Annotated in this window: 24 protein-coding genes; 10 read left to right on the top strand and 14 right to left on the bottom strand. The window is 76.4% G+C overall.

Annotated features, from left to right (window positions below):
- Window positions 1-198: 198 nt before the first annotated feature.
- Entirely contained in the window at window positions 199-768 is a 570-nt protein-coding gene (locus tag ACFWEK_RS01995; protein WP_430552914.1) for a DUF2231 domain-containing protein, read from the top strand.
- Between the two features lie 6 nt (window positions 769-774).
- On the opposite strand, the gene ACFWEK_RS01990 is transcribed toward ACFWEK_RS01995, so the two are convergent.
- On the bottom strand, window positions 775-1,437 hold the full coding sequence (locus ACFWEK_RS01990; protein ID WP_430552913.1) for a PAS and ANTAR domain-containing protein: 663 nt from the start codon (window positions 1,435-1,437) through the stop codon (window positions 775-777).
- A 387-nt stretch (window positions 1,438-1,824) separates the two neighbouring features.
- Between ACFWEK_RS01990 and ACFWEK_RS01985 the strand changes: the two genes are divergently transcribed.
- The 3 genes from ACFWEK_RS01985 to ACFWEK_RS01975 all read left to right on the top strand — a co-directional run bounded on the left by ACFWEK_RS01985 (window position 1,825) and on the right by ACFWEK_RS01975 (window position 4,365).
- Window positions 1,825-3,024 carry an alcohol dehydrogenase catalytic domain-containing protein gene (locus tag ACFWEK_RS01985; protein ID WP_430552912.1) on the top strand — a complete coding sequence of 400 codons (1,200 nt, stop codon included), beginning with the start codon at window positions 1,825-1,827 and terminating at the stop codon, window positions 3,022-3,024.
- 73 nt (window positions 3,025-3,097) lie between these two features.
- Window positions 3,098-3,682, top strand: coding sequence for a TetR/AcrR family transcriptional regulator (locus ACFWEK_RS01980; protein ID WP_430552911.1), 585 nt, complete (start codon window positions 3,098-3,100; stop codon window positions 3,680-3,682).
- A complete protein-coding gene (locus ACFWEK_RS01975; protein ID WP_430552910.1) occupies window positions 3,679-4,365 on the top strand; it encodes a hypothetical protein in 687 nt (228 codons plus the stop codon). The genes ACFWEK_RS01980 and ACFWEK_RS01975 overlap by 4 nt, the downstream gene beginning before the upstream one ends.
- Here ACFWEK_RS01975 and ACFWEK_RS01970 read toward each other — a convergent pair.
- The 6 genes from ACFWEK_RS01970 to ACFWEK_RS01945 all read right to left on the bottom strand — a co-directional run bounded on the left by ACFWEK_RS01970 (window position 4,350) and on the right by ACFWEK_RS01945 (window position 9,625).
- Window positions 4,350-5,936: an NAD-dependent epimerase/dehydratase family protein gene (locus ACFWEK_RS01970; protein WP_430552909.1), complete on the bottom strand. Its 1,587-nt coding sequence runs from the start codon at window positions 5,934-5,936 to the stop codon at window positions 4,350-4,352. The two genes, ACFWEK_RS01975 and ACFWEK_RS01970, sit on opposite strands and share 16 nt — an antisense overlap.
- Before the next feature lie 63 nt (window positions 5,937-5,999).
- Entirely contained in the window at window positions 6,000-7,085 is a 1,086-nt protein-coding gene (locus ACFWEK_RS01965; protein WP_430552908.1) for an aromatic acid exporter family protein, read from the bottom strand.
- Window positions 7,082-7,516, bottom strand: coding sequence for a hypothetical protein (locus ACFWEK_RS01960; protein WP_430552907.1), 435 nt, complete (start codon window positions 7,514-7,516; stop codon window positions 7,082-7,084). Before ACFWEK_RS01960 ends, ACFWEK_RS01965 begins: the two co-directional genes overlap by 4 nt.
- Entirely contained in the window at window positions 7,513-7,902 is a 390-nt protein-coding gene (locus ACFWEK_RS01955; protein WP_430552906.1) for a hypothetical protein, read from the bottom strand. The genes ACFWEK_RS01960 and ACFWEK_RS01955 overlap by 4 nt, the downstream gene beginning before the upstream one ends.
- On the bottom strand, window positions 7,899-9,128 hold the full coding sequence (locus ACFWEK_RS01950) for an NRAMP family divalent metal transporter (RefSeq protein WP_430552905.1): 1,230 nt from the start codon (window positions 9,126-9,128) through the stop codon (window positions 7,899-7,901). Before ACFWEK_RS01950 ends, ACFWEK_RS01955 begins: the two co-directional genes overlap by 4 nt.
- Window positions 9,125-9,625 carry a hypothetical protein gene (locus ACFWEK_RS01945; RefSeq protein WP_430552904.1) on the bottom strand — a complete coding sequence of 167 codons (501 nt, stop codon included), beginning with the start codon at window positions 9,623-9,625 and terminating at the stop codon, window positions 9,125-9,127. The genes ACFWEK_RS01950 and ACFWEK_RS01945 overlap by 4 nt, the downstream gene beginning before the upstream one ends.
- 186 nt (window positions 9,626-9,811) lie before the next feature.
- On the opposite strand from ACFWEK_RS01945, the gene ACFWEK_RS01940 reads away from it, so the two are divergent.
- The 4 genes from ACFWEK_RS01940 (at window position 9,812) to ACFWEK_RS01925 (ending at window position 14,041) form a co-directional block, all read left to right on the top strand.
- Window positions 9,812-10,417 carry a DUF4956 domain-containing protein gene (locus tag ACFWEK_RS01940; RefSeq protein WP_430552903.1) on the top strand — a complete coding sequence of 202 codons (606 nt, stop codon included), beginning with the start codon at window positions 9,812-9,814 and terminating at the stop codon, window positions 10,415-10,417.
- Window positions 10,414-11,205: a polyphosphate polymerase domain-containing protein gene (locus ACFWEK_RS01935; RefSeq protein ID WP_430552902.1), complete on the top strand. Its 792-nt coding sequence runs from the start codon at window positions 10,414-10,416 to the stop codon at window positions 11,203-11,205. The genes ACFWEK_RS01940 and ACFWEK_RS01935 overlap by 4 nt, the downstream gene beginning before the upstream one ends.
- A 48-nt stretch (window positions 11,206-11,253) precedes the next feature.
- The gene (locus tag ACFWEK_RS01930; RefSeq protein ID WP_430552901.1) at window positions 11,254-13,056 is read left to right on the top strand and encodes a carbohydrate-binding domain-containing protein; all 1,803 of its coding nucleotides are present in this window, start codon (window positions 11,254-11,256) and stop codon (window positions 13,054-13,056) included.
- Between the two features lie 76 nt (window positions 13,057-13,132).
- Window positions 13,133-14,041 carry an NAD-dependent protein deacetylase gene (locus tag ACFWEK_RS01925; protein WP_430546000.1) on the top strand — a complete coding sequence of 303 codons (909 nt, stop codon included), beginning with the start codon at window positions 13,133-13,135 and terminating at the stop codon, window positions 14,039-14,041.
- Between the two features lie 14 nt (window positions 14,042-14,055).
- Here ACFWEK_RS01925 and ACFWEK_RS01920 read toward each other — a convergent pair whose 3' ends face one another.
- The 4 genes from ACFWEK_RS01920 to ACFWEK_RS01905 are packed head-to-tail and all read right to left on the bottom strand — an operon-like array spanning window position 14,056 to window position 17,352.
- A complete protein-coding gene (locus tag ACFWEK_RS01920) occupies window positions 14,056-14,415 on the bottom strand; it encodes a hypothetical protein (RefSeq protein ID WP_430545999.1) in 360 nt (119 codons plus the stop codon).
- A 44-nt stretch (window positions 14,416-14,459) separates the two neighbouring features.
- Window positions 14,460-15,329: a DUF4097 domain-containing protein gene (locus ACFWEK_RS01915; RefSeq protein WP_430545998.1), complete on the bottom strand. Its 870-nt coding sequence runs from the start codon at window positions 15,327-15,329 to the stop codon at window positions 14,460-14,462.
- Window positions 15,326-15,988 (bottom strand): response regulator, encoded by a 663-nt coding sequence (locus tag ACFWEK_RS01910; protein ID WP_430545997.1) that lies wholly within the window; start codon window positions 15,986-15,988, stop codon window positions 15,326-15,328. The genes ACFWEK_RS01915 and ACFWEK_RS01910 overlap by 4 nt, the downstream gene beginning before the upstream one ends.
- Window positions 15,976-17,352, bottom strand: a complete 1,377-nt coding sequence (locus ACFWEK_RS01905) for a sensor histidine kinase (protein WP_430552900.1) — start codon at window positions 17,350-17,352, stop codon at window positions 15,976-15,978. Before ACFWEK_RS01905 ends, ACFWEK_RS01910 begins: the two co-directional genes overlap by 13 nt.
- 109 nt (window positions 17,353-17,461) lie before the next feature.
- Between ACFWEK_RS01905 and ACFWEK_RS01900 the strand changes: the two genes are divergently transcribed.
- Window positions 17,462-19,033 carry a phytoene desaturase family protein gene (locus ACFWEK_RS01900; RefSeq protein ID WP_430552899.1) on the top strand — a complete coding sequence of 524 codons (1,572 nt, stop codon included), beginning with the start codon at window positions 17,462-17,464 and terminating at the stop codon, window positions 19,031-19,033.
- Between the two features lie 59 nt (window positions 19,034-19,092).
- Here the strand turns inward: ACFWEK_RS01900 and ACFWEK_RS01895 are convergent, their stop codons facing one another.
- Together ACFWEK_RS01895 and ACFWEK_RS01890 are read right to left on the bottom strand one after the other, a co-directional pair.
- Window positions 19,093-20,124 (bottom strand): transglutaminase domain-containing protein, encoded by a 1,032-nt coding sequence (locus ACFWEK_RS01895; protein ID WP_430552898.1) that lies wholly within the window; start codon window positions 20,122-20,124, stop codon window positions 19,093-19,095.
- A gap of 54 nt (window positions 20,125-20,178) precedes the next feature.
- Window positions 20,179-20,727 carry a nucleoside deaminase gene (locus ACFWEK_RS01890; RefSeq protein WP_430552897.1) on the bottom strand — a complete coding sequence of 183 codons (549 nt, stop codon included), beginning with the start codon at window positions 20,725-20,727 and terminating at the stop codon, window positions 20,179-20,181.
- A gap of 90 nt (window positions 20,728-20,817) precedes the next feature.
- On the opposite strand from ACFWEK_RS01890, the gene upp reads away from it, so the two are divergent.
- The gene (gene upp, locus ACFWEK_RS01885; protein WP_429766460.1) at window positions 20,818-21,453 is read left to right on the top strand and encodes a uracil phosphoribosyltransferase; all 636 of its coding nucleotides are present in this window, start codon (window positions 20,818-20,820) and stop codon (window positions 21,451-21,453) included.
- A 21-nt stretch (window positions 21,454-21,474) separates the two neighbouring features.
- Here the strand turns inward: upp and ACFWEK_RS01880 are convergent, their stop codons facing one another.
- Window positions 21,475-24,198, bottom strand: coding sequence for a hypothetical protein (locus tag ACFWEK_RS01880; RefSeq protein WP_430552896.1), 2,724 nt, complete (start codon window positions 24,196-24,198; stop codon window positions 21,475-21,477).
- Window positions 24,199-24,251 lie beyond the last annotated feature (53 nt).

Here is a 24,251-nt window from a genome sequence, read left to right as displayed (position 1 = left end):
ACGGACCTCCAGCAGGTCGGCGGACGCCACGGCTCGACGCGTCGTCCCAGCCTCGGACGGTCCGGCGTGCCCCGCACCCGGACCTGCGACGGCGAGCACCCGGCGCCCGTCCTACGGTCGAGGGACGGCGTCGAGAAGGGGCGCCCGGCCGACGCACACGACCGACCCGGACCGCCGACGTCGTCCCGAGGAGGCACGATGCCCGCCCACCAGCCCGCGGACCCGCCCACCGACCGACCGCTGCCGCGCCTCGCCGCCGAGCTCGAGCGCGCGGAGCGCCTCGACCCTCTGGCGGGCCTGTACGACCGGATCTCGCGCACCGCCGTGCCCTCGCCGGGCCGGGTGCGCGACGAGCTCCGCGGCCGCTCCGTCGGCCATCCCGTGCACAGCGTGCTCACCGACCTGCCGATCGGGCTGTGGGCGAGCGCGGTCGCCCTCGACCTCACCCGCCCGAGCGGCCATGCGGACGCCGCCCGCCGTCTGGTCGGCCTGGGGCTGCTCGCCGCGCCGCCGACGGCCCTCACGGGGCTGGCGGACTACCGCGCGCTGAGCGTGTCCGCGCGCCGGGTCGCCGCCGTGCACGCGACGTGCAACGGCGTCGGCACCCTGCTGGCGCTCGCCTCGTGGCGCGCCCGGCGTCGCGGCCGCACCGGGCTCGGCACGCTGCTCAGCCTGGCCGGCATGGGCGCGGTCGGCGCGGGCGGGTACCTCGGGGGCCACGTCGCGCAGGCGATGCGGGAGCCCCGGCACGTCCCCGGGGCCCGCTGAGCGCGGCTACCGCGTGCGGCGCTCCGAGCGGTTCTGGAGCAGGTCGGCCATCGTCTCGGCGACCTGACGCATGTCGCCGTTGCCGTCGGCCGCGAGCTCGACGATCCGCGCCGAGATGTCGCGGAGCGGCAGGTTGGAATGGTTCGAGGCCTCCCGGAGCCACTCGAACGCGCCCTCGAGGTCCGTGCGGAGCGCGCACATGACGACGCCCTTGGCCTGCTCGATCGTCGCGCGGTTGGCTGCGGACGCCCGGATGCTCGCCGTCGCCCGCACGTCGGCGATGCGCGCGACCGCGGGGGTGACGTCGGTGAAGTAGCCGACCAGCTCGCAGACGGCGCCCGTGGCGTCCGTGCGCCCCACCCCCACGACGGCGAGAGTCCGCTCGTCACCGTGGGCGTCCATGATCCGGTGCACGCTGCTGAACGGCTCGCCGGTGGTGCAGGCACGTCGCAGCACCTGGCTCACGCGGTCCCGGTCGTCGGGGTGCTTGTGCGCCAGGATGAGCGAGGTGGTGGGGACGACGTCGCCCGGCTCGAAGCCGTGGATGCGGTACGTCTCGTCCGACCACCACCACCGCCCCGTGGCGAGGTCGTGCCGGTACCTTCCCACCGGATGGCTGGTGCCGAGGGCCAGGGTGCCCTCGATGTCCCACGAGGTCGTGTCGGTCATGTGGGTCCTCCCGTCGTGGCGGGTTCCGCCGCTGGAGATCGAGCCGCCTCATGACTCCCCATGACCGTAGCCCGCTTCCGTGCGGGTGAACAGCGCGGGTGCCGCGGACGACGCCCCGCCGGGTGGCGACCATGTCCGCGGAACGTGCACCATCGACGGTGCGGGGACCGTCCGCGGTCACCGCGGGCCGGATGTCCAGCAGCGCGGCACCCGGTTCCCCTGACCACGAGCTCGCGGTCGGTGACGATCCTGCTGGGCCCGCGGTCTGGCGGCGGGGCCGAGATCATGCCGACGGGTGAGCAGCCGGCCCCGGTGGTTCACTGGCCGGGTCGGTGCAGCAGCTCGCCGGCCGAGGGGCCTGGGCCCCCACGGCGGAAGGACGCAGCGGTGCGCGCACTGACCTGGCAGGGCAAGGAGCACGTCAGCGTCGAGGACGTCCCGGACCCTCGCATCCAAGAGCCGACGGACGCCGTCGTCCGCGTGACCTCCACCGCGATCTGCGGCTCCGACCTGCACCTGTACGGCGTGCTCGGGATGTTCCTCGACGCCGGTGACGTGCTGGGGCACGAGGCGATGGGCGTCGTCGAGGAGGTCGGGGACGACGTCGGGCACCTCGCCGTCGGCGACCGTGTCGTCGTGCCGTTCGGCATCGCCTGCGGGCGCTGCTGGATGTGCGAGCACGGCCTGCAGAGCCAGTGCGAGACGACGCAGGTCCGCGACCAGGGCAAGGGCGCGGCCCTCTTCGGGTACACGCGGCTCTACGGCCAGGTGCCGGGCGGGCAGGCGCAGTACCTGCGCGTGCCGCAGGCGCACTACGGCCCGGTCGTGGTGCCGGACGACGGCACGCCCGACGAGCGCTGGCTGTACCTGTCCGACGTCCTGCCCACCGCGTGGCAGGCGGTGGAGTACGCGGACGTGCCGGAGGGCGGCAGCGTCGTCGTGCTGGGGCTCGGGCCCATCGGCCAGATGGCGGCCCGCGTCGCCCTGCACCGCGGGGCCGGCACGGTGGTCGGCGTCGACCCGGTGCCCGCACGGCGCCTCATGGCGCAGCGGCACGGCGTCATCACGTTCGACCCGGGAGAGCGCGGCGTCCGCACGGCCGTGCGCGACCTGACCGACGGACGCGGGCCCGACGCGGTGATCGACGCCGTCGGGATGGAGGCGCACGGCTCACCGCTGGCCGAGACGACGCAGAAGCTCGTGGGCCTGCTGCCCGACGTCTTGGCCGCCCCGCTGACGGAGAAGGGCGGCGCCGACCGGCTCGCCGCACTCCTCGCCGCGTGCGCGCTGGTGCGGCGCGGCGGCACGGTGTCGCTGTCGGGCGTCTACGGCGGCGCCAAGGACCCGCTGCCGCTGATGCAGATCTTCGACAAGCAGCTCACGCTCCGTACGGGCCAGGCGAACGTGCGGCGCTGGACCGACGACCTGCTGCCCCTCGCCGCCGACCCCGCCGACCCGCTCGGCGTGCTCGACCTGCGCACGCACCGTCTCCCGCTCGAGGAGGCGCCGGAGGCGTACCGCGCCTTCCAGCGCAAGGAGGACGGCTGCATCAAGGTCGTGCTGGATCCCTGGGCCGACGTGTCCTGAGCACCTCGCGGGCCCGAGCGGACGTCATGTTACTAGTGGTAACATAGCCTCGTCGCCCCTCCCGGAGGTCCTCGTGCCACAGTCCCCCCGCGTCCCCGCCGCCGCACGGCGCACCATGCTGGTCGCGGCCGGGATCGAGATCGCCCGTGCCGAGGGCGGGCGCGCCGTGACCCTCGCGCGCGTCGCCGAGGCCTGCGGGGTGACCAAGCCGATCGCCTACCGCCTGTTCGGCTCGCTGGCCGACCTGCTCCTGCAGATGGAGCGGCACGTGGTGGCCGGGTACGAGACGGTCGTGTCCGACGCGCTGGATCGTGCCGCAGCCCGCGGCGCCTCCCGGCCGGAGCTCCTCGACGTCCTGGCGAGGGCCTACGTGGAGCACAGCCTGGGCGCGGGCGAGGTGTACGACACGGTGTCGGCCGCCCGCACGGCCGCGGAGGACGTCGAGCAGCACGTCTTCGAGCTGCCCGGCTCCGCGCCGCGCCTGGCGGAGGTGCTCGGCATCCCGGCGGCCCGGGCGACCGGTGTGCTCGTCATGTTCCTGGGGGCGGCCGACAACCTCGTGGCCGCCGTCCAGGCAGGCCTGCTCGACCGGGACGCGGCCGTCGACCACCTGGTCGCGCTCTTCGCCCCGCAGCTGCCGGTGGGCGACCGGCCGTGAGCACGCTCGCGGTGGTCGGCAGCGTGCTCGGGCTCGGCGTGGCCGGGCTCGACCCGTTCGGCGCGCTGCTCGTCGTCCCCGCGCTGGCCGCCGGCGCCCGGCGCCGCGTCGTCCTGCTCTTCTTCGCGGTGGCCTGGCTGACCACCGTGCTGACCGGCCTCGTCCTCGGCGAGTCCGTGCAGCACGTCGTGGCGTGGCTGCGCGACGCCCTGTCCGTCCCCGACCCGGTGCGCCTCGCAGCCCAGTTCCTCGCGGCCGTGGGGCTCGGCGTCTGGGCCGCGCGGCGCTGGGTGCGCCGGCACGACCCCGCGCCCGAGCGAAGGCGGTCCGTGCTGGCCGGCCCGGTGGCGATGTCGCTCGCGGGCATCTTCTGGGGCGTGTCCGCCCTGAGCGACCCGACGTTCTACGCGCTCGCCACGGTGGGCGCGAGCGCGCCCACGCTCCTCGCCGGCGCCGCCGTCTTCACGGGCTGGTTCCTGGTCAGCCAGGCGCCCCTCTGCCTGGTCGTGCTCGCCCTGGCGGCGGGGAAGGACTCGCCTCCCGTCCGGCGCGCGGTCACCCTCGCCCGGCGGGCGGCCCGGCCCGCCGGGTACGTCCTCACCGCCCTGCTCGCGACGACGGCCGTGCTGCTCGTGGCCAACGCCGCGACCTTCCTGGCGAGCGGTGCCTACTGGCCCGTGTAGTCCTCCCGGAACGCCCGCCGGCGCGCGTACTCGTGCAGGCGGTCGAGGGTGGCGAGCTGCCGCTGCGCGCGCTCGGCGAGCTCGCGGAACTGGGCGGGGTCGAGGCCGAGCTCTGCGGCGTGCTCCTCCAGCGTCTGCCAGCCGCCCAGCTTGCCCACGACGGCAGACCGCATGAGCTCGGCCTCCAGCACCACGGACATCGGCGACCGCTCCACCACCCGGCCGTTGAGCTTGAGCCGCCCGACCCGCTCGGCGACGCCCGCCAGGAGCTGGCGGTGGCGCCGCCGCGGGAGGCCGAGCTCCCGCAGGAGCCGCACGTACAGCTCCCGCTCTCCGCGGATCTGCTCCGCCACCTCCGTCAGCTCGGCGTGCAGCGGCAGGTCGCCGTAGTCGCCCACCATCCGCTCGATGCGCCCGAGGCCCGCCGTGGCGCCGGTGAGGTGGTCCGACAGGTACAGGCCGAGGAGCTCCCGGTCGACCTGCGGCGGCACCGCCGGGTGCGGGCCGCGCAGCGGCAGCGTGGACGCACCGGCGGGCCGGGTGGCCGACGGGCGCAGCGGCGCGGAGCCCAGCCCCCGCCCCTCGGCCATCCCCGCCACGACCTCCCGGAGCGCGTCGCCCGCCGACGTCCGCGCCCGCCAGCCGAGCTCCGTGAGCGCCCGCGTCGTGCCCATCACGGGAGCGCCCATGGCCATGTCCACCCAGCCCGGGTCGGCGGCGACGACACGCGCCGCGTAGCCGAGCGACACCGCCGCGCGCACCGCCGCGGGCGGCACCTCGACCAGGCGGCCGTGGTCCACGAGCCGCGCGACGTCGGCGCCGCGCAGCAGGTCGTCGGCGGCCACGTTGAACGCGCCGCGCGCGCGGCGCAGCAGCACGCGGAGGTAGGCGTCCGCGGCGTCGTCGGCGTGCACGGCCTGGAGCCGCAGCCCGGCGGGCAGCGGCAGCAGCGGCGGGCGGCCGAGGCGCAGCATGCCCACGGGCAGCACCTTGCCGACGAACAGCCGGGTCACCTCCGCGCCCGCGTCGCCCTGGAAGACGAGCGCGGTGCGCAGCCGCGCGACGGTGACCTCCGGGTGGTCGCGCTCGAGCTCGTCCAGCACGTCCTCCTGCGCGGCCTTGTCGACGCTGTAGTGGGACGTCGGGATACCGTCCGCGGGCCAGTCCTCGGCACGCGGCAGGTCGTCGTCGACCGGGGAGTACACGCCCACGGACGAGGCGACGACCAGGTGCGGCACGCCGGCCGCGACGACGGCGCGCCCCACCCGCCGGGTGCCCTCGACGTTGACGACCCGCAGCAGGTCCCGGTCGCGGTTCGGCTGGATCAGCCACGCGAGGTGCACGACCGCGTCGGCACCGCGGAACAGCTCGGCGAGCCGCTCGACGACGGCCTCCCCGTCGTCGTCCGCCAGGTCCAGGGCCGCCCACTCGGCGTGCTGGTACGGCTCGGCCGTCCGGTCCGGCAGCCGCCGCGCCACGCCCAGGACGGATGTCACCTCCACCTCGTCCGCCAGCGCGCGCAGGAGCGCGGTCCCGACGTTCCCCGTCTGTCCCACCACGACCACCCGCATGACCGACACCGTGGCACCGGAGCCCCGTGCCCGCAGACGGACGGCGTCGCCCCAGGTCGCGGATCAGCCCGCGAGCACGTCGTGGCCGCGGCCCAGCACGACGACGAGCGCACCCGCCACGAAATGGTCGCCGCCCGTCCGTTCCCGCGACTCGCGCACCACGTCCCGGAGCCGGTCGAGCGACCTGGCGAACCCGGCGCAGGGGTCGTCAGCGGAGTCGCCGTCCGTGTCGTCCGTGTCGTCCACCGGGTCGCGCAGGGCGTCGGCGAAGGACCGCAGCGCCGTCGCGAGCTCGGGGCGCAGCCGCGGTCCGAGCGCGACGTCGTCGCGCCCCGTCCGTTCACCGTCCACGAGCAGACGCACCACCTCGTCGACCACCTCCGCCGCCGCACCCAGCACCGCCGACTCACGGGCCTGCGTGCGCACCCGCTCGCCGTACCGCCGGGCCCGCAGGTTGCCCCGGGACGCCTCCCCGGAGTGCGCGACCGCCGCCCGGGCGCCCTCGATCGTCGGGTAGAGGGCGTGCCGCCGCCGTTCCCACTCGTCCGGCTCGAGGGGGCCCTCGTCGTCGAGCCAGTCCGCGAGGTCGTCGAGCTGTTCGACGAGGCTCGCGCGCAGCGCCCGGAGCGCGAGGTCCGACGGCGTGATCGGCAACGGCGGCCACAGGAGGTTCACCACGATGCCGATGCCCGCTCCCACCACGACCAGCCCGGCGAAGGCGCCGATGTACTCCGCGTCCTGGCCCTGGCCGAGGACGAGGACGAAGAGGGCGGAGTTGGCCACCCAGACCCCCGTGCCACCGAGCACCCGCCACCCCGCGCACAGGAGCGCCACGCCGACGACGAGCGCTACGGCCAGCGCGCTCGGTTCCAGCACGGCGTCCGCGGCGAGGGCGATCCCGGCGCCGAGGAGCAGCGCGCCGACGGTCTGGAGGGACTCCCGCGCCGACCGCGCCAGGGTGCCCGCCGTCGCGACCACGGCGCCGAGAGGCGCGTAGTAGGGATACTCGGAGAGCGGCGCGGGTGCGAGCACCCCGACCACCCAGGCCAGCGCCGCCGCCACTGCGCCCCGCAGCGCGAGCGACCATCGCGGGTGCCGGACCCAGACCTCGCGCAGGGCCGCGGAGCCGCGCCGCCACCCTCGGGTCATCCGAGTCCTGCCGGCAGCTCGGAGTACCCCGGCGCGAGGCGCAGGCGCAGCATCCCGTCGTCGGCGGAAGGGTCGCCCTCGACCGCCGCGACGTCCTCCCACCGCACGAGGAAGGTGCCGCGGTGACGGCGGCGCACGAGCTGCGGGATCGGCCACGGCGACCGCACGTCCGTGCGCTCGTACCCGTGGAACGACCCGGCCCCGCGCGGCCCGACCAGCACCCCGACCAGACGCGCGGCCCCGACGGCGTCACGCCGCGCCTGCGCGCTCAGGGGCGGGTCGTGCTCGGCCTCCTCGCGGTCCTCCCCGGCCCCCGGCCGGTCCTCCGGCTCGTCCACGACCCCGAGCGCCAGGCGGACGTCGACGACCACGCCCAGGGCCGCGCCGTCCGGCCCCAGCACGCGCGCGTCGAGGAGGTCGCCGACGTTCATCCCTCGGCCTCCGGGTCGTGCCGACCGCCGGGGACGCGCGCGATCAGCCGGTCGCGCACCCAGCGCTCCACCCACACGGCGTCGAGCCGGTCCGAGGGCACGGTGAGCTCGATCGCCGTCCCGACGTGCCCGACGTCGTCCCACGCGATGCGGGGCAGCCGGCTGTCGGGCACGCGGCCGCCGAAGAGCCGCGTCGCCAGCACGGGGCCGACCAGGATCGCCTCCACGTGCGTCTCCCGGCCCGCCTCGACCTCGCCCCCGTCCGGGCCTGCGAGGGCCAGGTCGTCGACCGCGCCGGCCGGCTCGCCGTCCGCGTCCAGCACCTGCCGGCTCAGCAGGTGCAGGCGGGCGTCGACGAGGCGCACCTCTCCCCTCGGCTCCGTCATGAGCCCGCTCCCGTCGCGATCATCAGGGGGATCGCCGCGACCGCCGCGACGACCACGATCACCAGGTACACCGTGCCCAGCGCGTTGACCACCCGCCCGTTGACGTGCTCGCCCATGTACTCCGGGTCGTTGGCCACGACGAGGATCGGCACGTACGTGAGCGGCAGCGCGACGGCGGAGAACACCACCGACATCTCCGTCACCGCGACCGGGTCCACGCTCGTCATGAGGATCCCGACGGCGAGCAGCAGCGCCACGATCATCGTGAGGTGGAAGCGCGCCGCCCGCGCCGGCCGGCGGAACTTGCCCCACGACCAGCCGAGGTACTGCGCCAGCGTGTACCCGCTGGACAGGGCCGTCTCCAGGGCTGCGCCGAACGTGGCGGCCACGATCCCCAGGATCACGACGGCGAGCAGCAGCACCCCGCCCGCCTGCGCGACCGGCAGCACGATCTGCGACAGCGACGAGACCTCGATGCCCGCGGGCAGCAGCACGACGGCGGCGCACGCCGCGATGGCGAGCGACAGCAGGCCGCCCAGGGGGAAGCCGAGCAGCACGTTGAGCCGGTTGGTGCCGAGGTCCTTGGCGGTCCATCGCTCCTCGACGGCCCCCGACGAGAAGAAGAACACCTCGTACGGCGTCATCGCCGCGCCGAACAGCGCGACGGCGTAGTACCAGTACGACGCCGGGTGCTCCGTGCCCGGCGGCGACGGCGGCACGGCCTGGCGCAGCAGCTCGCCCCAGTCCGGGCCGAGCTGGAACAGCGCGATCGCGAACCCCACGAGCAACAGCCCCATGAGGCCGGCGACGTTCTCCATGATCTGGAACTTCACGCGCCACAGCACGAGCCACACCGCGAGCGCCGCGACCGGGATCCACAGGCGCGGCTCCACGCTGCTCGCGAGGTGCAGGGCGAGCGCGATGCCCCCGACCTCCGCGGTGAGCGTGAGCAGGTTGATGGCGAACGACGCGAGGAGGTTCGCGCCCGCGGCCCGCGGCCCGAGCCGCTCGCGGATGATCTCGAAGGTGGCGCGGCCGCTCACCGCCGCGACCCGCCCGGACATGCTCGCGAACAGCACGATGCCGACCACGCCGAGCACCACCACCCAGGCGAGCGACATGCCGAACCGGGACCCGACGACGGCGTTGGTCACCAGGTCCCCGATGTCGACGAACCCGCCGATGGCGGTGAGGATGCCGAGCGCGGCGGCGAGCAGCTTCTTCACGGCCCGCCCGCCTCGGCCAGGGCGGCGTCGGTCGCGTCGAGGGCGGTCGCGAGCTCGACGAGGAGGTCGTCGGACGACGGGGGCACGCCGTCGGCGCCGGCGAGGTCCCCCCCGGACCGTGCGGCCACCCACGAGCGCGCCGCGACGACGGCGTCCGAGACGTCGCCCACGGCGTCCAGCCCGGTGGTCCGGCGCGCCGCCGTCGCGGCGTCGGGCGGCACCAGGGTCGTGAGCGCCGACTCGGCGTCGTCGAGCACGCGCAGCTGGTCCAGCAGCACCGTGTCGGCGACGGGTCCGGTGACCCGGCCCTCGTCGAGCAGGCCGACGGCGATCCGCGCCGTCTCCCCCGCGGAACCGGCCTCCGCGAGCGCGTCCGCCACCGCCGCCGTCGCCTGGCCGGGCTGCTGCCTGCTCGCGACGCACCCCGTCCCGGCGAGCGTGACGACGAGCGCGAGGCCGGCGGCCGCGAGCCGGCGTCGTCCTGTCTCCTGCGTCACGCCCCGATGATCAGCACGACCGGCCGTTGCCCGCACGTCGGGCCTGCTCAGCGGCGTTCCCAGCGTCCGTCCACCCCTCGCAGCGGATTCCCAGGGCGCCCCCAGTGCCCACCTGAGCGCGAGGTGTCCACTGGGTGTCCTTCCCACCCACGGACCACGACCGGTCCCTGATCTCCCGGAGCCCGCATGCCTCCCGCAGCCCTGTACGCCGTCGACCTCGTCGCCGTGTCGATCCTGACGTTCGCCCTCTACTTCCCCCGGCACCGCCGCCGCGACCTCGTGGTCGCGTACCTCGGCGTCAACGTCGGTGTGCTGGCGGTGTCGGCCGTGCTGGCGTCGACCTCGGTCGCCGCGGGCCTCGGGCTCGGGCTCTTCGGCGTGCTGTCGATCATCCGGCTGCGGTCCGACGAGCTGTCGCAGCGCGAGGTCGCGTACTACTTCGCCGCGCTCGCGCTGGGCCTGCTGGGCGGGCTGGGCACGTCGGCCGGCTGGCTCGGCGTCGCCGGGTCCGCGCTGATCCTCGTCGTCATGGCCGTCGCGGACCACCCGCGGCTCCTGGCGCGGCACGGGTCGCAGACGATCGTCCTCGACCGCGCCGTCGTCGACCGCGCCGAGCTCACCGCCCACCTCGAGACCCTGCTGGGCGCCCGCGTGCGGTCCGTGTCCGTGCAGGAGATCGACCTCGCCGACGACACGACGCGCGTCGAGGTGCGGTACGACCTGCCGCGCGACGGCGGCCGGCCCACCCGGCCGGTCGCCGTCCGGGACGACGCCCTGGCGGTGACCCGGTGACCGCCGGGACCGTCGTCGCCCACGGCCTGGCCGGCGCCGCGCCGGTCACCCTCGAGGAGCTCGACGCCACCGCCGCCCTCCAGACCCGCGTCGACCGCAAGTACGTGCTCACCCCCGCCGAGGTCGCGGCGCTGCTCTCCGCGCTGGCCGCGCACGGCCCGCGCGTGCTGGAGATCGACGGCGACCGGTCGTTCACGTACGCCTCGACGTACTACGACACGGCCGACCTGCTGACCTTCCGGCTGGCCGCGCGTCGCCGTCGCCGGCGGTTCAAGGTCCGCACCCGCACCTACGTCGACACGGGGAACGCCACGTTCCTCGAGGTCAAGACGCGCGCCGCCCGCGGCGTCACGGTGAAGGAGCGCCGCCCGTGGGAGCCCGCGACCCCGCTGGCCGGCGAGGGCCTCGAGTTCGTCGACGACCGCCTCGCCGCCGCCCGACTCGCCGCGCCCCCGTCGGCGCAGCTCGCCCCCGTGCTGCGCTCCGCCTACCGGCGCACCACCGTGCTGCTGCCCGACGCCCGCGTCACGCTCGACACCGGCCTGCGATGGCGGCTCGCCGGCCCCGACGGCGCCGCCCGCGGCGGCGGCACGGCCGACGTCGGCGACCTCGTCGTCGTCGAGACCAAGGCCGGCACCGCGCCGTCGTCCGCCGACCGCGCCCTCTGGCGCGCCGGCCACCGCCCCGACCGCATCTCCAAGTACGCGACCGGGCTCGCGACCCTGCGGCCCGACCTGCCCGACCACCCCTGGCGCCGCCTGCGGCGCGAGCGGCTCGGCGCCGCCTGACCCCGACCCCTGCCACCCCTCCCACCACCAGCGAAGAGGACCCGAACCATGCGCATCCCCCGACCCCAGACCCTCTGGACCCGTACCGTGGCGCTCGCCGCCGCGGGCAGCCTGACCGTCGGCGCGCTCGCCGCGTGCAGCGCCGGCTCGACGACCGCCGCCTCCGACGGCTCCGGCACCACCACCGCCCAGGTGTCCGCGACGGACAACTCGGGTCGTTCCGCTCAGGACGTCCTCGCGGAGAACCTGTCGTCCGAGGACACCGCCGCCCTGGCCGACGCGACGTGGGACACGGCCGACGAGGTCGCCGTCACGCTCGACGGCGACTCCGCCTCGGTGTCGGCGGCGGCCTCCGGCGACGGCGTCACCGTCGACGGGTCGACCGTCACCATCACCGAGCCGGGCACGTACCGCGTCTCCGGCACGCTCGACGACGGCCAGGTCGTGGTCGACTCGTCGGCCGACGGCGTCGTGCGGCTCGTGCTGGACGGCGCGGACGTCACCAGCTCCACCGGCGCCGCGATCGACGTGCGGGACGCCGACCAGGTGTCGGTCGTCCTCGCCGACGGCTCCACCAACCGGCTCGAGGACGCCGCGGAGTACGCCGACACGACGTCGGACAACGCCGCCAACGCCGCGCTGTACTCCACGGCGGACCTGGCGGTCTCCGGCGGCGGCGCGCTCGACGTGGTCGGGAACGCGAACGACGGCATCACCGGCAAGGACGGGCTCGTGATCGCGAGCGGCACCGTCACGGTCGACGCCGCCGACGACGCGATCCGCGGCAAGGACTACCTCGTGGTCAGCGGCGGCACGATTGACGTCACCGCCGGCGGCGACGGGCTGAAGTCCGACGCCGACGACGACGTGACCGCCGGGTACGTCGCGCTCACCGGCGGCGACGTCACCGTCGAGGCAGGGTCCGACGGCGTGCAGGGCTTCACCGACGTCGCGATCACGGACGGCACGCTCACCGTGACCGGCTCCGAGGAGGGCGTCGAGGCCGCGACCATCGCCGTCTCCGGCGGCGACACCGACATCACCTCCACCGACGACGGTCTCAACGCGACCGTCAAGGAGGCGGAGGACGACACGACCACCGAGGACGGCGCGACCGACGACACCACGGACGGCACGACCGACGACACGACGACGGAGGACCAGCAGGCGCAGCCCGAGCCCCCGGCGGACGGCGAGATGCCGACCGGCGAGCCGCCCGCCGACGGCGAGATGCCCCAGGGCGAGGCTCCCCAGGGCGGCGGCGGCGGGGGCGGCGGCATGGACGCGGTTCAGGAGGGCGCGTCGCTGACGATCACGGGCGGCACGCTGCACGTGGACGCGGAGGGCGACGGCCTGGACTCCAACGGCGTCACGGTGGTCAGCGGCGGCGACGTCGTCGTCGAGGGCCCGACGAACGGCGGCAACGGCGCGCTCGACTCCGCGGGCGGCAGCACGGTCTCCGGCGGCACGGTGCTGGCGGTCGGGTCGGCGGGCATGGCCGAGGCCTTCGACGAGGACTCGACGCAGGGCTGGGTGGCGCTGACCGCCGACGCCACGCTGGAGGCCGGCACCGAGGTGGCGGTCGTGGACGCCGACGGGACCGAGGTCGCGACGATCACGCTGTCGAAGACGGCCCAGTCGGTCGTCTACACCGGCCCGGAGATCACGGACGGCGACACGTACACGCTCATCGCCGACGGCGACGAGGTCGGCACGGCCACGGCCGGCGAGGAGCCCGCCGGAGGGATGGGTGGCCCCGGGGGAGCCGCTCCCGGCGGCTCGACCGACCAGGGCGCCCAGTCCGACCAGACCGACGAGGGCGGTCAGTCGTCGTCGACCACCACCAGCTGACGGCGAGGTGGTCCGGACCCTCGTCCTCCCCCGCAGGACCGGGTGGCGGCGGCCGCGGCGACGTACGCTCGAAGGCGTGCAACCCGTGCCCCGTCCGCTCGCCCCGACGTACCAGGACCGGCGGTGGGAGCTCCCGCCCGACGCCGTCGTGCACCACGGCACGATCGACGACGCGGTCCGCCTGCTCCAGGGCCGCACGGTCACCGCGCTCACGGGCGCGGGAGTGTCCACGGACTCGGGCATCCCGGACTACCGCAGCCCGGACTCTCCGAAGCGCGCGCCGATGACGTACCAGCAGTTCGTGGCCGACGAGGCGTTCCGCCGCCACTACTGGGCGCGCAACCACGTGGGCTGGCAGGTGGTGCACCGCACGGAACCGAACGCGGGGCACCGGGCGCTCGCTCGGCTGGAGGAGCGCGGGCTGGTGCGCGGCGTCATCACGCAGAACGTGGACCTGCTGCACGAGGACGCGGGCTCGCGCCACGTCATCGACCTGCACGGCCGGTACGACCGCGTCATCTGCCTGAGCTGCGGGCGGGTCATCAGCCGCGCGCACCTCGCGGAGCGGCTCGACGCGCTCAACCCGGGCTTCGTGGAGTCGGTGCTCGACGACGGCGCCACGGTCGCGGACATCGAGACCGCGCCCGACGCGGACGCCGTCATCGAGCAGACCAGCCACTTCGTGCCGGCGCCGTGCGAGTTCTGCGGCGGCGTGCTCAAGCCGGAGATCGTCTACTTCGGCGAGAACGTGCCGCGCGAGCGGGTGCAGCGCGCGTACGCCCTGGTGGACGACGCCGACGCGCTGCTCGTGGCGGGCACGTCGCTCACCGTGATGAGCGGCCTGCGGTTCGTGCGGCACGCGGCCAAGGCCGACAAGCCGGTGGTCATCGTCAACCGCGGCGAGACGCGCGGGGACCCGCTCGCCACGCTCAAGGTGGACGACGGCGTCACCGAGACCCTCGTCGCGCTGGCCGACCGGCTCTGACGGGCCGGACGCGGCTACGGCGCCGAGACGAGGCGGCAGCCCCGGACGCTCTCGGCGTCGATCAGGCTCCCGTCGCCGCCGGGGACGACGGGCAGCGCGCCGCGCCCTAGCCCGCCGAGGTAGACGGCGGCCTCGGTGCCGGCCTCGGCGGCGTCGGCCTTGCGGCGCCGCACGTCGATCCGGGTGACGGTCACGGGGTGGTCACCCGTCGGCAGGTGCAGCACCGCGGGCTGACCGGTGCGCACCCGCCCTGACGCCACGGTGCCGGTGAACACGTGGCCCCGCGTCGGGACGGCGAAGACGGTGTCGACCAGCAGCTCGAACGGCTCGACGGGGCCGGGCGGAGCCGGCGTCCGGCGCGAGAAGATCCCCATGGCCGACGACGATATCCGCCGCGCGGAGGTGCCCGGGGCCCGCGTCAGCGCACGAGGTACGCGACGTCGCCGTTGGACGACCGGACGTCCACCGTGCGGTCCGCCTCGGGGTCGGTGGGCCCCTCGGTGGTCTGCTCCCCGTTCGACGTCTCGATCGTGAGCCGCACGGGCTCGCCGTCGCCGACGACGGTGACGTCGCCGTTGCTGGACTCGGCCCGGACGTCGCCGGTCACGCCGGAGACGTCGACCCGGCCGTTGCTGGTGTCCGCGTCGAGACTGCCCTCGACGCCCGTCACCTCGATCGACCCGTTCGACGAGGTCGCGACGACGTCCCCCACCGCGCGGTCGACGACGACGTCCCCGTTGCTCGAGCCGGCATGAAGCCCGCCGGCCGCGCGCGTCACCTCGACGTCGCCGTTGCTCGACCGCAGCTCCGCTCCCCCGGTGACGCCGGACGCGACGACGTCGCCGTTGGAGGTGCGCACCACCAGCGTGGTGCCCGCCGGCAGCGTGACGGCCAGGTCGCCGGCGCACCGGCCGGGGACCCACCGCAGGCCCTCGCACTCGTGCCGCACGGCGAGCCGGTCGGCCCCCTCGTCGGCGCTGTAGGTGGGGCTCGTGAGGCCGGTGCGTGCGATCGCGTCGACCTCGACTTCCCCGCCCTCGACGGCACGGACCGTGACGTCGCCGTCGGCGACCAGCTCGACGGTGCCGGCCGCCGCGTACGTCTCGTGCTGCGTCGTGGTGCTCGCGACGGCGCGGTCCACGAGGAACAGCGCGCCCCAGGCCACGGCGAGCAGCCCGACGACGATGCCGGTCACGAGCAGCGCGCGCCCGACGGGGCCGCGGTGCGGCTCCTGCGGGGCCGGCGGGGCGGGCACGGTGGGTCCGACGGTGGGTCCGGTGGCGGTCATGGTCGTGCTCCGTTCTCGTCGAGCCACCGCAGCACGGCGAGCACGCGGCGGTTGTCGTCGGCGTCGGGCGGCAGCCCGAGCTTGGTGAGGATGCTGGTGACGTGCTTCTCGACGGCGGGCATCCCGACGACGAGGCGGTCCGCGATCGCGGTGTTGGAGCGGCCCTCGGCCATGAGCGCGAGCACCTCGCGCTCGCGGCGGGTGAGCTGGTCGAGGTCGGAGCGGCGGCTGCGGGCGATGACCTGCGTGACCACCTCGGGGTCGATGACGGTGCCGCCGCCGGCCACGCGGCCGACGGCGTCGAGGAACGCGTCGACGTCGGCCACCCGGTCCTTGAGCACGTACCCGAGGGCGTGCGCGCCGCGGGCCAGGAGCTCGGACGCGTACCGCTGCTCGACGTACTGCGACAGCACGAGGATCGGCAGGTCCGGGTGCAGGCTGCGCAGGTGCAGCGCGGCCCGCAGGCCCTCGTCGGTGTGCGACGGCGGCATCCGGACGTCGGTGACGAGCAGGTCGGGCAGCGCGGCACCGGGCCGCGACAGGGCGGCGACCAGCTCGTCGGCGGTGCGGTGGCCGGTCACCGTGTGGCCCTCGGCGGCCAGCAGCCGGGTCAGGCCGTCCAGGAGGAGCACGGAGTCCTCGGCGATCACGATGCGCACGGCACCTCCACGGTCAGTCGGGTGCCCGCGCCGGGCGGGCTGTCGAGCTCGAAGACGCCGTCGAGCGCGGCGACCCGCCCGCGCAGGCCCGCGAGGCCGCTGCCGGGCGACGGCTCGGCGCCGCCCCGGCCGTCGTCCTCCACGACGACGCGCAGGCGGGCGTCGTCGTCCCCACCGTCGTCCCCACCGACGTCCACGACGTCGGCACGCACCCGGACGGAGCGCGCGTCGGCGTGCTTGGCCACGTTGGTCAGCGCCTCGGCGACGACGAAGTAGGCCGCGGCCTGCGCTGCGGAGCCGGCCCGGGAGACGTCGGGGGACGCCTCGACCCGCACGGGGACCGGGCTGCGCGCCGCCAGCGCGGACAGGGCGGCGTCGAGCCCGCGGTCGGACAGGACGGCGGGGTGGATGCCGCGCACGAGGTCGCGCAGCTCGGCGAGCGTCGCCTTCACCTCGCCGTGCGCGTGCTCGAGGGCCGCGGCGGACGCGGCCGGGTCGTGCTCGGCGAGCCGGCGGGCCACGCCGAGCTCCACCCCGAGCGCGACGAGCCGCTGCTGGGCACCGTCGTGCAGGTCCCGCTCGATGCGGCGGCGCTCGGCGTCCGCGGCCGCGACCGCCTGGGTCCGCGTCTCGGTGAGGACGGCGGCGCGCTCGGCCGCCGCGCTCGCCGCGTGCTCGGCGTCGCGCGCCCGGGCGCGGGCGAGGTCCGCCGCGGACGGGCCGAGGCACGCCCGCGCCAGCGCCAGGACGAGGGAGGTGCCCGCCTGGGCGGCGGCGGCCCCGAGCCACAGCAGCAGCACGGCGCCGACGGCGCCGCCGACCAGCGCGACCGGCCACGCCAGCCCCGGGGCGCCGCCGGCCGCGCCGACCCCGCCCCGCGCCATCACGACGACGAGCGCGACCGCGCCGGCGACCAGGGCCACCACCGCGGCGAGGAACGCCGAGGACACCAGCATCGCGGCGAGCGCGTACCCCGCGGCCGCCCACGCCCGCCCATCGCGCAGCGTATGACCGAGGCCGGCCCACGACCGCGGCAGGCCGGGCGCGGCGAGTGGCGGGCCCGCCACGACGACGCCGGTCTGGGCGGCGAGCCGCTCCCGCTCGAGGGCGCCGAACCAGCGGGCGACCGGCAGCGTCGCGCCGAGCGCGAGCAGGCCGAGCCCGAGGGCGGGCACGAGGACCGACGACACGAGCACCAGCACCCACACGACCACGCCGACGCTCGCCAGCCACACCGTCCCCACGGCGAGCTGCGCGACGGCGCGACCCGTGGCCGGGTCGACGGGCGCGCGCAGCAACGCGGCCCGCGAGCTCAGGGCCGGGGCGGCGTCCACGCCGCGGGCGGCGGCGTCCGTGCTGGTCATGACGTCGAGACTAGGCTGCGTCGTATCGGCCGGACAGTGCGCGCACCCACGTCGTGACGGTAGGGAGATCCCACCCGGAGGGCGCCCGCGGCGGCCGGAGGGAGGCAGCATGCTGGACGCCGTCGTGGTCGGCTCGGGGCCCAACGGGCTCGCGGCCGCGGTGACGCTCGCCCGCGCGGGGCTGTCGGTGACGGTCCTGGAGGCGAACGAGACCGTCGGCGGGGGCGCCCGGACGCTCGCTCCCGGCGACGACGGCGACGGCGACCTGGTCGCGGGAATGCCCGCCGGCGTCGTGCACGACCTGTGCTCGGCGGTGCACCCGATGGCGTGGGCGTCGCCGTTCTTCCGCGCGTTCGACCTGCGGGCGCACGGCGTCGAGCTCCTCACCCCCGAGGTCTCCTACGCGCAGCCGCTGCCCGGCCGGCGGGCCGCCGTCGCGTACCGCGACCTGGAGCGCACGGCCGAGCGCCTCGGGCCCGACGGCGCGGCGTGGCGCTCCCTGCTCGGCCCGCTGGCCGCGCGGTGGGAGGCCGTGGTCGCGGTCGCGCTGGGCGACCACCGGTCGGTGCCGCCCGGGGTGCTCGACGGCGCCGACCCCGTGCGCGCGACGCTCGCCGCCGCCCGGTTCGGCCTGGGCCTCGCGGAGCAGGGCACGGCGGCCTGGGACGCCCGGTTCTCCGGCGAGGCGGCGCCCGCGCTGCTCACCGGCGTGGCCGCGCACACCATCACCCGGCTGCCGTCGCTGTCCGGCGCCGGCACCTCGCTGCTGCTCGGCGCCCTGGCACACGCCGCCCCCGGCCTGTCCGGTGCTCGGCCCACCGGGGTGCGCCCAGCGTCCGACGGCGGGTTCGACGGCGGCTGGCCGGTCCCGCGCGGCGGGTCCGGGGCGATCGTGGCGGCGCTCGTCACGGACCTGGAGGCGCACGGCGGCACGGTCGTGACGGGGCACCGGGTGCGCTCGCCGGCGGACCTGCCCGCCGCACGCGCCGTCCTGTTCGACACGACGCCCCGCACGCTGCTCGACGTGCTGGGCCCCGCCGTCCCGCCGGGCCTGCGCCGCGCGCTGGGGGCGTTCCGCCACGGGAACGCGGCCGCCAAGGTGGACTACGTGCTGTCCGGCCCGGTGCCCTGGGCGGAGCCGGAGGTGGGCCGCGCCGGCACGGTGCACGTGGGCGGCACCCGGGCGGAGATGGTCGCCGCGGAGAACGAGGTCGCCGCGGGCCGGCACGCCGAGCGTCCCGTGTGCCTGGTCAGCGATCCCACGGTCACGGACCCGTCCCGCCGGGTCGGCTCCGGGACGGGCGAGCTGCGGCCCCTGTGGGCGTACACCCACGTGCCCGCGGGGTCCGACGTGGACGTCACGGAGACCGTCACCGCCCAGATCGAGCGCTTCGCGCCGGGGTTCCGCGACGTCGTCGTGGCCAGCCGGGCGATCCCCGCCGCCGCCATGGCGGAGCACAACCAGAACTACGTCGGCGGGGACATCTCCGCCGGCGCCGCGACGATGTGGCAGATGGTCTCCCGCCCGACGCTGCGTGCGAACCCCTACCGCGTGGCCGGGGGCGTCTACCTCTGCTCGGCGTCGACCCCGCCCGGCCCCGGCGTGCACGGCATGGGCGGGTGGCACGCCGCGCGACGCGCCCTGCGGGACGTCTTCGGCGTCCGCGCCGCGGCGCTCTGAGGCGCGCCGGTCCCGTCCCCTCCGCCCGCCACCTCCGCACGGCCGGCCGGCCGGGCCCGTCAGGCCGGGGCGTCCGCCCAGCGCGTGGTGCGGGCCCGCAGGTCCGTGATGCCGACCCGGCCGGTCGGCGAGAGGGTCGTGACCCGGCCGCGGGCCGCCCACCGGCCGGCGTAGCGCTCCGCGAGCGCGGCCTCCGCGGCGACGTCCCCGGCGTCGGCCGCGACCAGCAGCGCGGCGACGTCGTCGGCCAGCGCGTCCAGCTCGTCGGACGACGGCTCGGGCGACCGCTCGCCGCCGCTGTCGGGCACCTCCTGCGCCCAGAGCTCCGCGACGCCGGGGACGTCGTCCGGCGTCCCGCCCCAGACGTCCCACAGCAGCACCTCGTCGCGCATCCGGTGCGCCAGCTCGAGCAGCACGTAGCCGCGCACGAAGTCCTGGCCACCCAGCTCGGGAAGCTCGGGCGCGACGCCGTACGACGCCGGGTCCACCTCGCCCGCGCGGATCGCGCGCCACACCTCCGCCGCCGTGGGGAAGGGCGACGCCGGGCCGGTGGGCAGGTCGCGAGGGTCGAAGCCCCACGAGCCGTCGTCCGACAGCTCCGGGTCCCAGCGCACCCAGCGGCCGTCCTCACCCGTGCCGCCGGCGTCCCAGTGCTCCACCACCACGTGGTCGTGGAAGAACGGGGGCTCGAAGTAGCCCGCGAACCCGATCCGCGACCGCGCCGGCACGCCGTGCTCGCGCAGCACGCCGAGCGAGAACAGCGTGTGGTCGCGGCAGCAGCCGGCGACCTGCTGCGGCAGGTCGCGGGGCGCGGCGAGCGGGCCCGGCCGGCGGGCGACGGCGGTGTCGAGGATCGTCGCCAGCCACCGCTGGTCGATGTCGGCACGCTGGGCGTCGGCGAGCGCGGGGCTGCCCGCGCGGTAGTGCACGATCGTCGCGCACGCCGCCGCGGAGACGGCGGCCGCGTCCGGCGCGACGGCCCGGAGCAGGGGGGCGTGCGCGCCGGGGTCGGAGTACGCGCTGTGCCGGGCGTACTCGGCCGGGGTGGGTGCCGCCGGGGTGGGTGCCGCCGCGCGTGCCGTCGTGTCCATGCCCTGCTGACCTCCGTCGTCGTGGGGACTCATCGGCCCGCGCGGACGTCGTCGTCAGCGGCGGGACTCGAAGAAGTCTCGCAGGATTCCGCCGCACTCGTCCTCGCGCACGCCGCCGACCACCTCGACGGCGTGGTTGGCGCGCTGGTCGCGCACGAGGTCCCACACGGAACCCGTGGCGCCGGCCTTGGGGTCCCAGGCGCCGAGGACGAGCCGCCGCACGCGCGCCGCGACGAGCGCGCCCGCGCACATCACGCACGGCTCGAGCGTGACGACGAGCGTGCAGCCCTCGAGCCGCCACTCGCCGCGCGTGGTGGCGGCCTGCCGCAGCGCGAGCACCTCGGCGTGCGCCGTCGGGTCCCCGGTCTCCTCGCGGCGGTTGCGGCCGAGCCCGACGAGCCGGCCGTCCGCGTCGACGACGAGCGCGCCCACGGGGACGTCGTCGCTGGCGAGCGCGTGCGACGCCTCGTGCAGCGCCAGCCCCATGAGCGCGTCCCACACCGCGCGCCGCTGGCTGACCGTGTGCGGCGGGAACTCGCCGTCGGCCCAGGGCAGCGCCAGGCCGGGCCGGGCGGGGCCGGCGGGCTCGGCGTCGGACGTCATGCCCGCCAGGCTAACGGCCCCGCGAGCTGTCAGGGCCACAGCCACGTATACCGTGCGCTGGCCCTGACAACTCGCGGGTACCGTGGGGCCATGCGCCTGCACGTCGCCGACCACCCGCTGGTGGACCACAAGCTCACCGTCCTCCGCGACGAGAACACCCCGTCGGCGACGTTCCGTCTCCTCGTCGACGAGCTCGTGACCCTGCTCGCCTACGAGGCGACGCGGCACGTGCGCACCGAGCCGAAGGAGATCCGCACCCCGGTCACCACCACCACGGGCGTGCGCCTCAGCGACCCGAGCCCCATCGTGGTGCCGATCCTGCGCGCCGGGCTGGGGATGCTCGAGGGCATGACGCGGATGATCCCGACGGCGGAGGTCGGCTTCCTCGGCCTGCAGCGCGACGAGTCCACGTACGAGGCCGTCACGTACGCGAACCGCCTGCCCGACGACCTCACGGACCGGCAGGTGTTCCTCCTCGACCCGATGCTCGCCACCGGCGGCACGCTCGTCGCGGCCATCGACTACGTGCTGGAGCGCGGCGCCCGCGACGTCACCGCCGTGTGCCTGCTCGCCACCCCCGAGGGCCTGAAGGTGCTCGACGACGCGATCGGCTCGCGCGTCGACGTGCAGATCGTCGTGGCCGCCGTCGACGAGCGGCTCAACGACCAGAAGTACATCGTCCCCGGCCTCGGCGACGCCGGGGACCGGCTGTACGGCATCGTCTGACCGGTCCGGGCCCGGGAGGGCTCAGCGGTACTCGCAGTCCCCGATGCGCTCCCAGGTCCGGCCCCAGCCGTGGCTCCGGGCGTGGTCTCCGTCCTGACGCTTCTGGGCGCTGTCCGCGCCGTCCTCCTGGGCGCCGCGGCCGACGTAGCGGTAGTTCGCGCCGTGCCACGACGCGACGTCGCCCACCTCGTACCCACCGCTCCAGCGGACCCGGTCCGCGCACCAGCCGGTCGTGCCCGTGAAGGGGTCGACGGCGAGGTCGGCGGACCAGTCGCCGGCGCGCACGGTGTACCTGGCCCCGTCGCGGCCCCGCACGGTGCCGCCGTCGGCGGTCAGGCTCTGGCGTGCGGGCACGGTCACGTCGACGGACGCGCCGTTCGAGCCACGCACCGCGAAGTCCTGCGGCACCGACGACCCGGTGTTGTCGAGCACCACCGCCACCGCCCGGGTGGACGTCGAGCGCCACCGCCCCTTCTCCACCTGCACGGCGCCCGGGTCCAGCCGCGCCTGCGGGTCGACGACGACGCACGACACCGCGCCGTGGTCGAACGTCCGCTCGACCGACCGCGTGCGCTCCTCGATCTCGCGGGAGAGCCGCACGGTGACGTGGCCGGCGTCCGCCGTCAGCCCGCCCGGGGAGGTACGGAGCGTGACGGTGGAGCCCGGCTCGACCGACGTCCCGTCCCCGTCCCCGAGGGCCGCCTTCCACGCGCCGCCGCCGCGGTTGCGCACGTCGACCTCCACCTGCGCACGGTCGTCGACGCACCGGGTCACGGTGGACACGTCCACCGAGCCGGGCCAGGCCACGGTGGCGCAGCTCTCGAAGCCGGGCACGTCCACCGTGGCGAGGTCGCGACCGTCGGCGGTGACCGCCAGGCTGCGGGTGCCCCACGGCACGGCCATCGTGAGGGTGCCGGTGGCGCCGGCTGCGAGCGTCGCGGAATCCCCGTTCCCGGCGCGGTCCGCCGCCGCGAAGCGCACCGCGTGCGTGGAGCCGCTGTTGTCCACGGGGACGGCGACGGTGCGCCACGACGTGTCGGCGGAGGCGTCGAACCGGCACTCGGCGGCGGTGAGCGTCACCTGCCCGCCGACCGTGGGCGCGAGCGTCGCGGCGGCGTACGACGCCGTCGGGGCGACGGCGGGCACCACGCCCTGCGCGGGCTCGTCGTTGTCGCGGTCGGCCACCCAGCGGTACAGCTGGAACTCGGCGGCGCCCGCGGAGAGCGAGGTGCGGTCGGTCGCCGCGACGAACGTGGCGCTCTCCCCCGGCGCGAGCCGCTTCGGGTCGGTGCTGACGCCGGCGGCGGTCATCCCGACCCGCATCGCCTCGTCGCTGGTGTTGGTGAGCGTGCCGCGGACCTGCAGGCGGCCGTCGACGTTCACGGTCTCGGCGGTCTTCGAGACGGCCCAGCTCGGGTCGTAGCACTCCGCGGAACCGTGCGTCCCGGCGGGCACGCTGGTCCGGTAGGTCTCGCCGCCGAGGGTCGTCGCGACCGTCCACGTGGCGCCGCCGGCGGGGACCCGGAGCCCGTCGGGCACCCGCACGGTGACCGACGCCCCCGGCGCGACCTCCTGCGCCGCCGCGGCGCTGTCGCCCGCGGCGTCGAGCCGCACCGCGAGGCTCTGGTCGGTGAGGTTGACGTACGTTCCCTCGACCACGGCGGAGGCCGTGGCCACGCCGCCGACGGCGGCGCACCGGGCCTCGACCGCGCGTGCTCCCGAGGCCGCGCCGGCCCAGGACTGCGCCACCGTCACCGCGGCGTTGCCGCCCACGGTGTGCGGGGAGCCCGGTAGCTGCGGTGCGGCGGAGACCGTCATCGGCCCCGGGGTGGCCGAGCCGTCCGCGACGACGCGCAGCCGGACGGACCGCTGCTCACCCGGCGCCAGCGGGGCGGCCTCGGGCTTGGCCACGCAGGTCCAGACGGCGCCCTGGTCGCCGCCCGTGCCCGGCACGCAGGCGAGGTCGCCGTCGGTCGTGACCGGCCTCAGCCCGGCGGGCACGCCCAGCTGCACCGACCAGGCGGCGGCGGGCTGGTCGCCGGTGTTCCGCACCGCGACGGGCACCCAGGCCGCGCCCGGGTTCGAGACCGGGACGGCGTCGCCGCTGGAGGCCGTGAGCTCCGCGCCGTACGGCCGCACGGTGGTGGGCGGCAGGGCGATGTTCTCCCGCCCCACGCCCTCGGCCCAGACCGCGGCCCCGATCGCGTAGCTGCCGCCGGCGTGCGCGCGCACCGGCACCGAGACGTCGCGCGACGTGCCCGGCTCGAGGGTGCCGACCGTGCAGCGCGCCGTCCGCCCCGTGGTGTCCCCCGGCGTGCACGACAGGGCGTCGGCCGCGAGCACGTCGCCGACGGACGCGCCGGCCGGCGCCTGCGGCATGGCCAGGTCGACGCCGGCCGGGAGCGCGACCTCGACGACCGTCTCGCTCGCCGTCGCCTTCCCCGTGTTGGCGACGGTGAGCACCAGGGGCTGTGCGGTGCGCGGCTCGAGGGAGGCACCGGCGGCCGTGACCGTCAGGTCCGCGACGGGGCCGAAGAGCGTGGTGCCGAGCAGGTTGACCGGGCTCGTCGGGTCGGTGCTGGGCTCGGTCGGCTCGGCCTGCTCGTCCGGCTCGTCCTCGGCGGGCTGCACCGCGCCCTCGCCCGGCTGCTCCCCGGGCGGGTTCCACGGGGCGCCCTGGACGGTCACGGGCGCCTGCGGTGCGGTCGTGGGCGGCTCCTCGCCGCCGCCGAGCGCGTTGAGCACCGTGACGACCCCGACGGTCGCGACGGCGACCGCGCCTGTCTCTTATACACATC

It is taken from the genome of Isoptericola sp. NPDC060257, from assembly GCF_042726645.1.
Classification (GTDB): domain Bacteria; phylum Actinomycetota; class Actinomycetes; order Actinomycetales; family Cellulomonadaceae; genus Isoptericola; species Isoptericola nanjingensis.
Note: the sequence above shows the minus strand (reverse complement) of the source record. Positions and strands in the feature narration are given on the sequence as shown.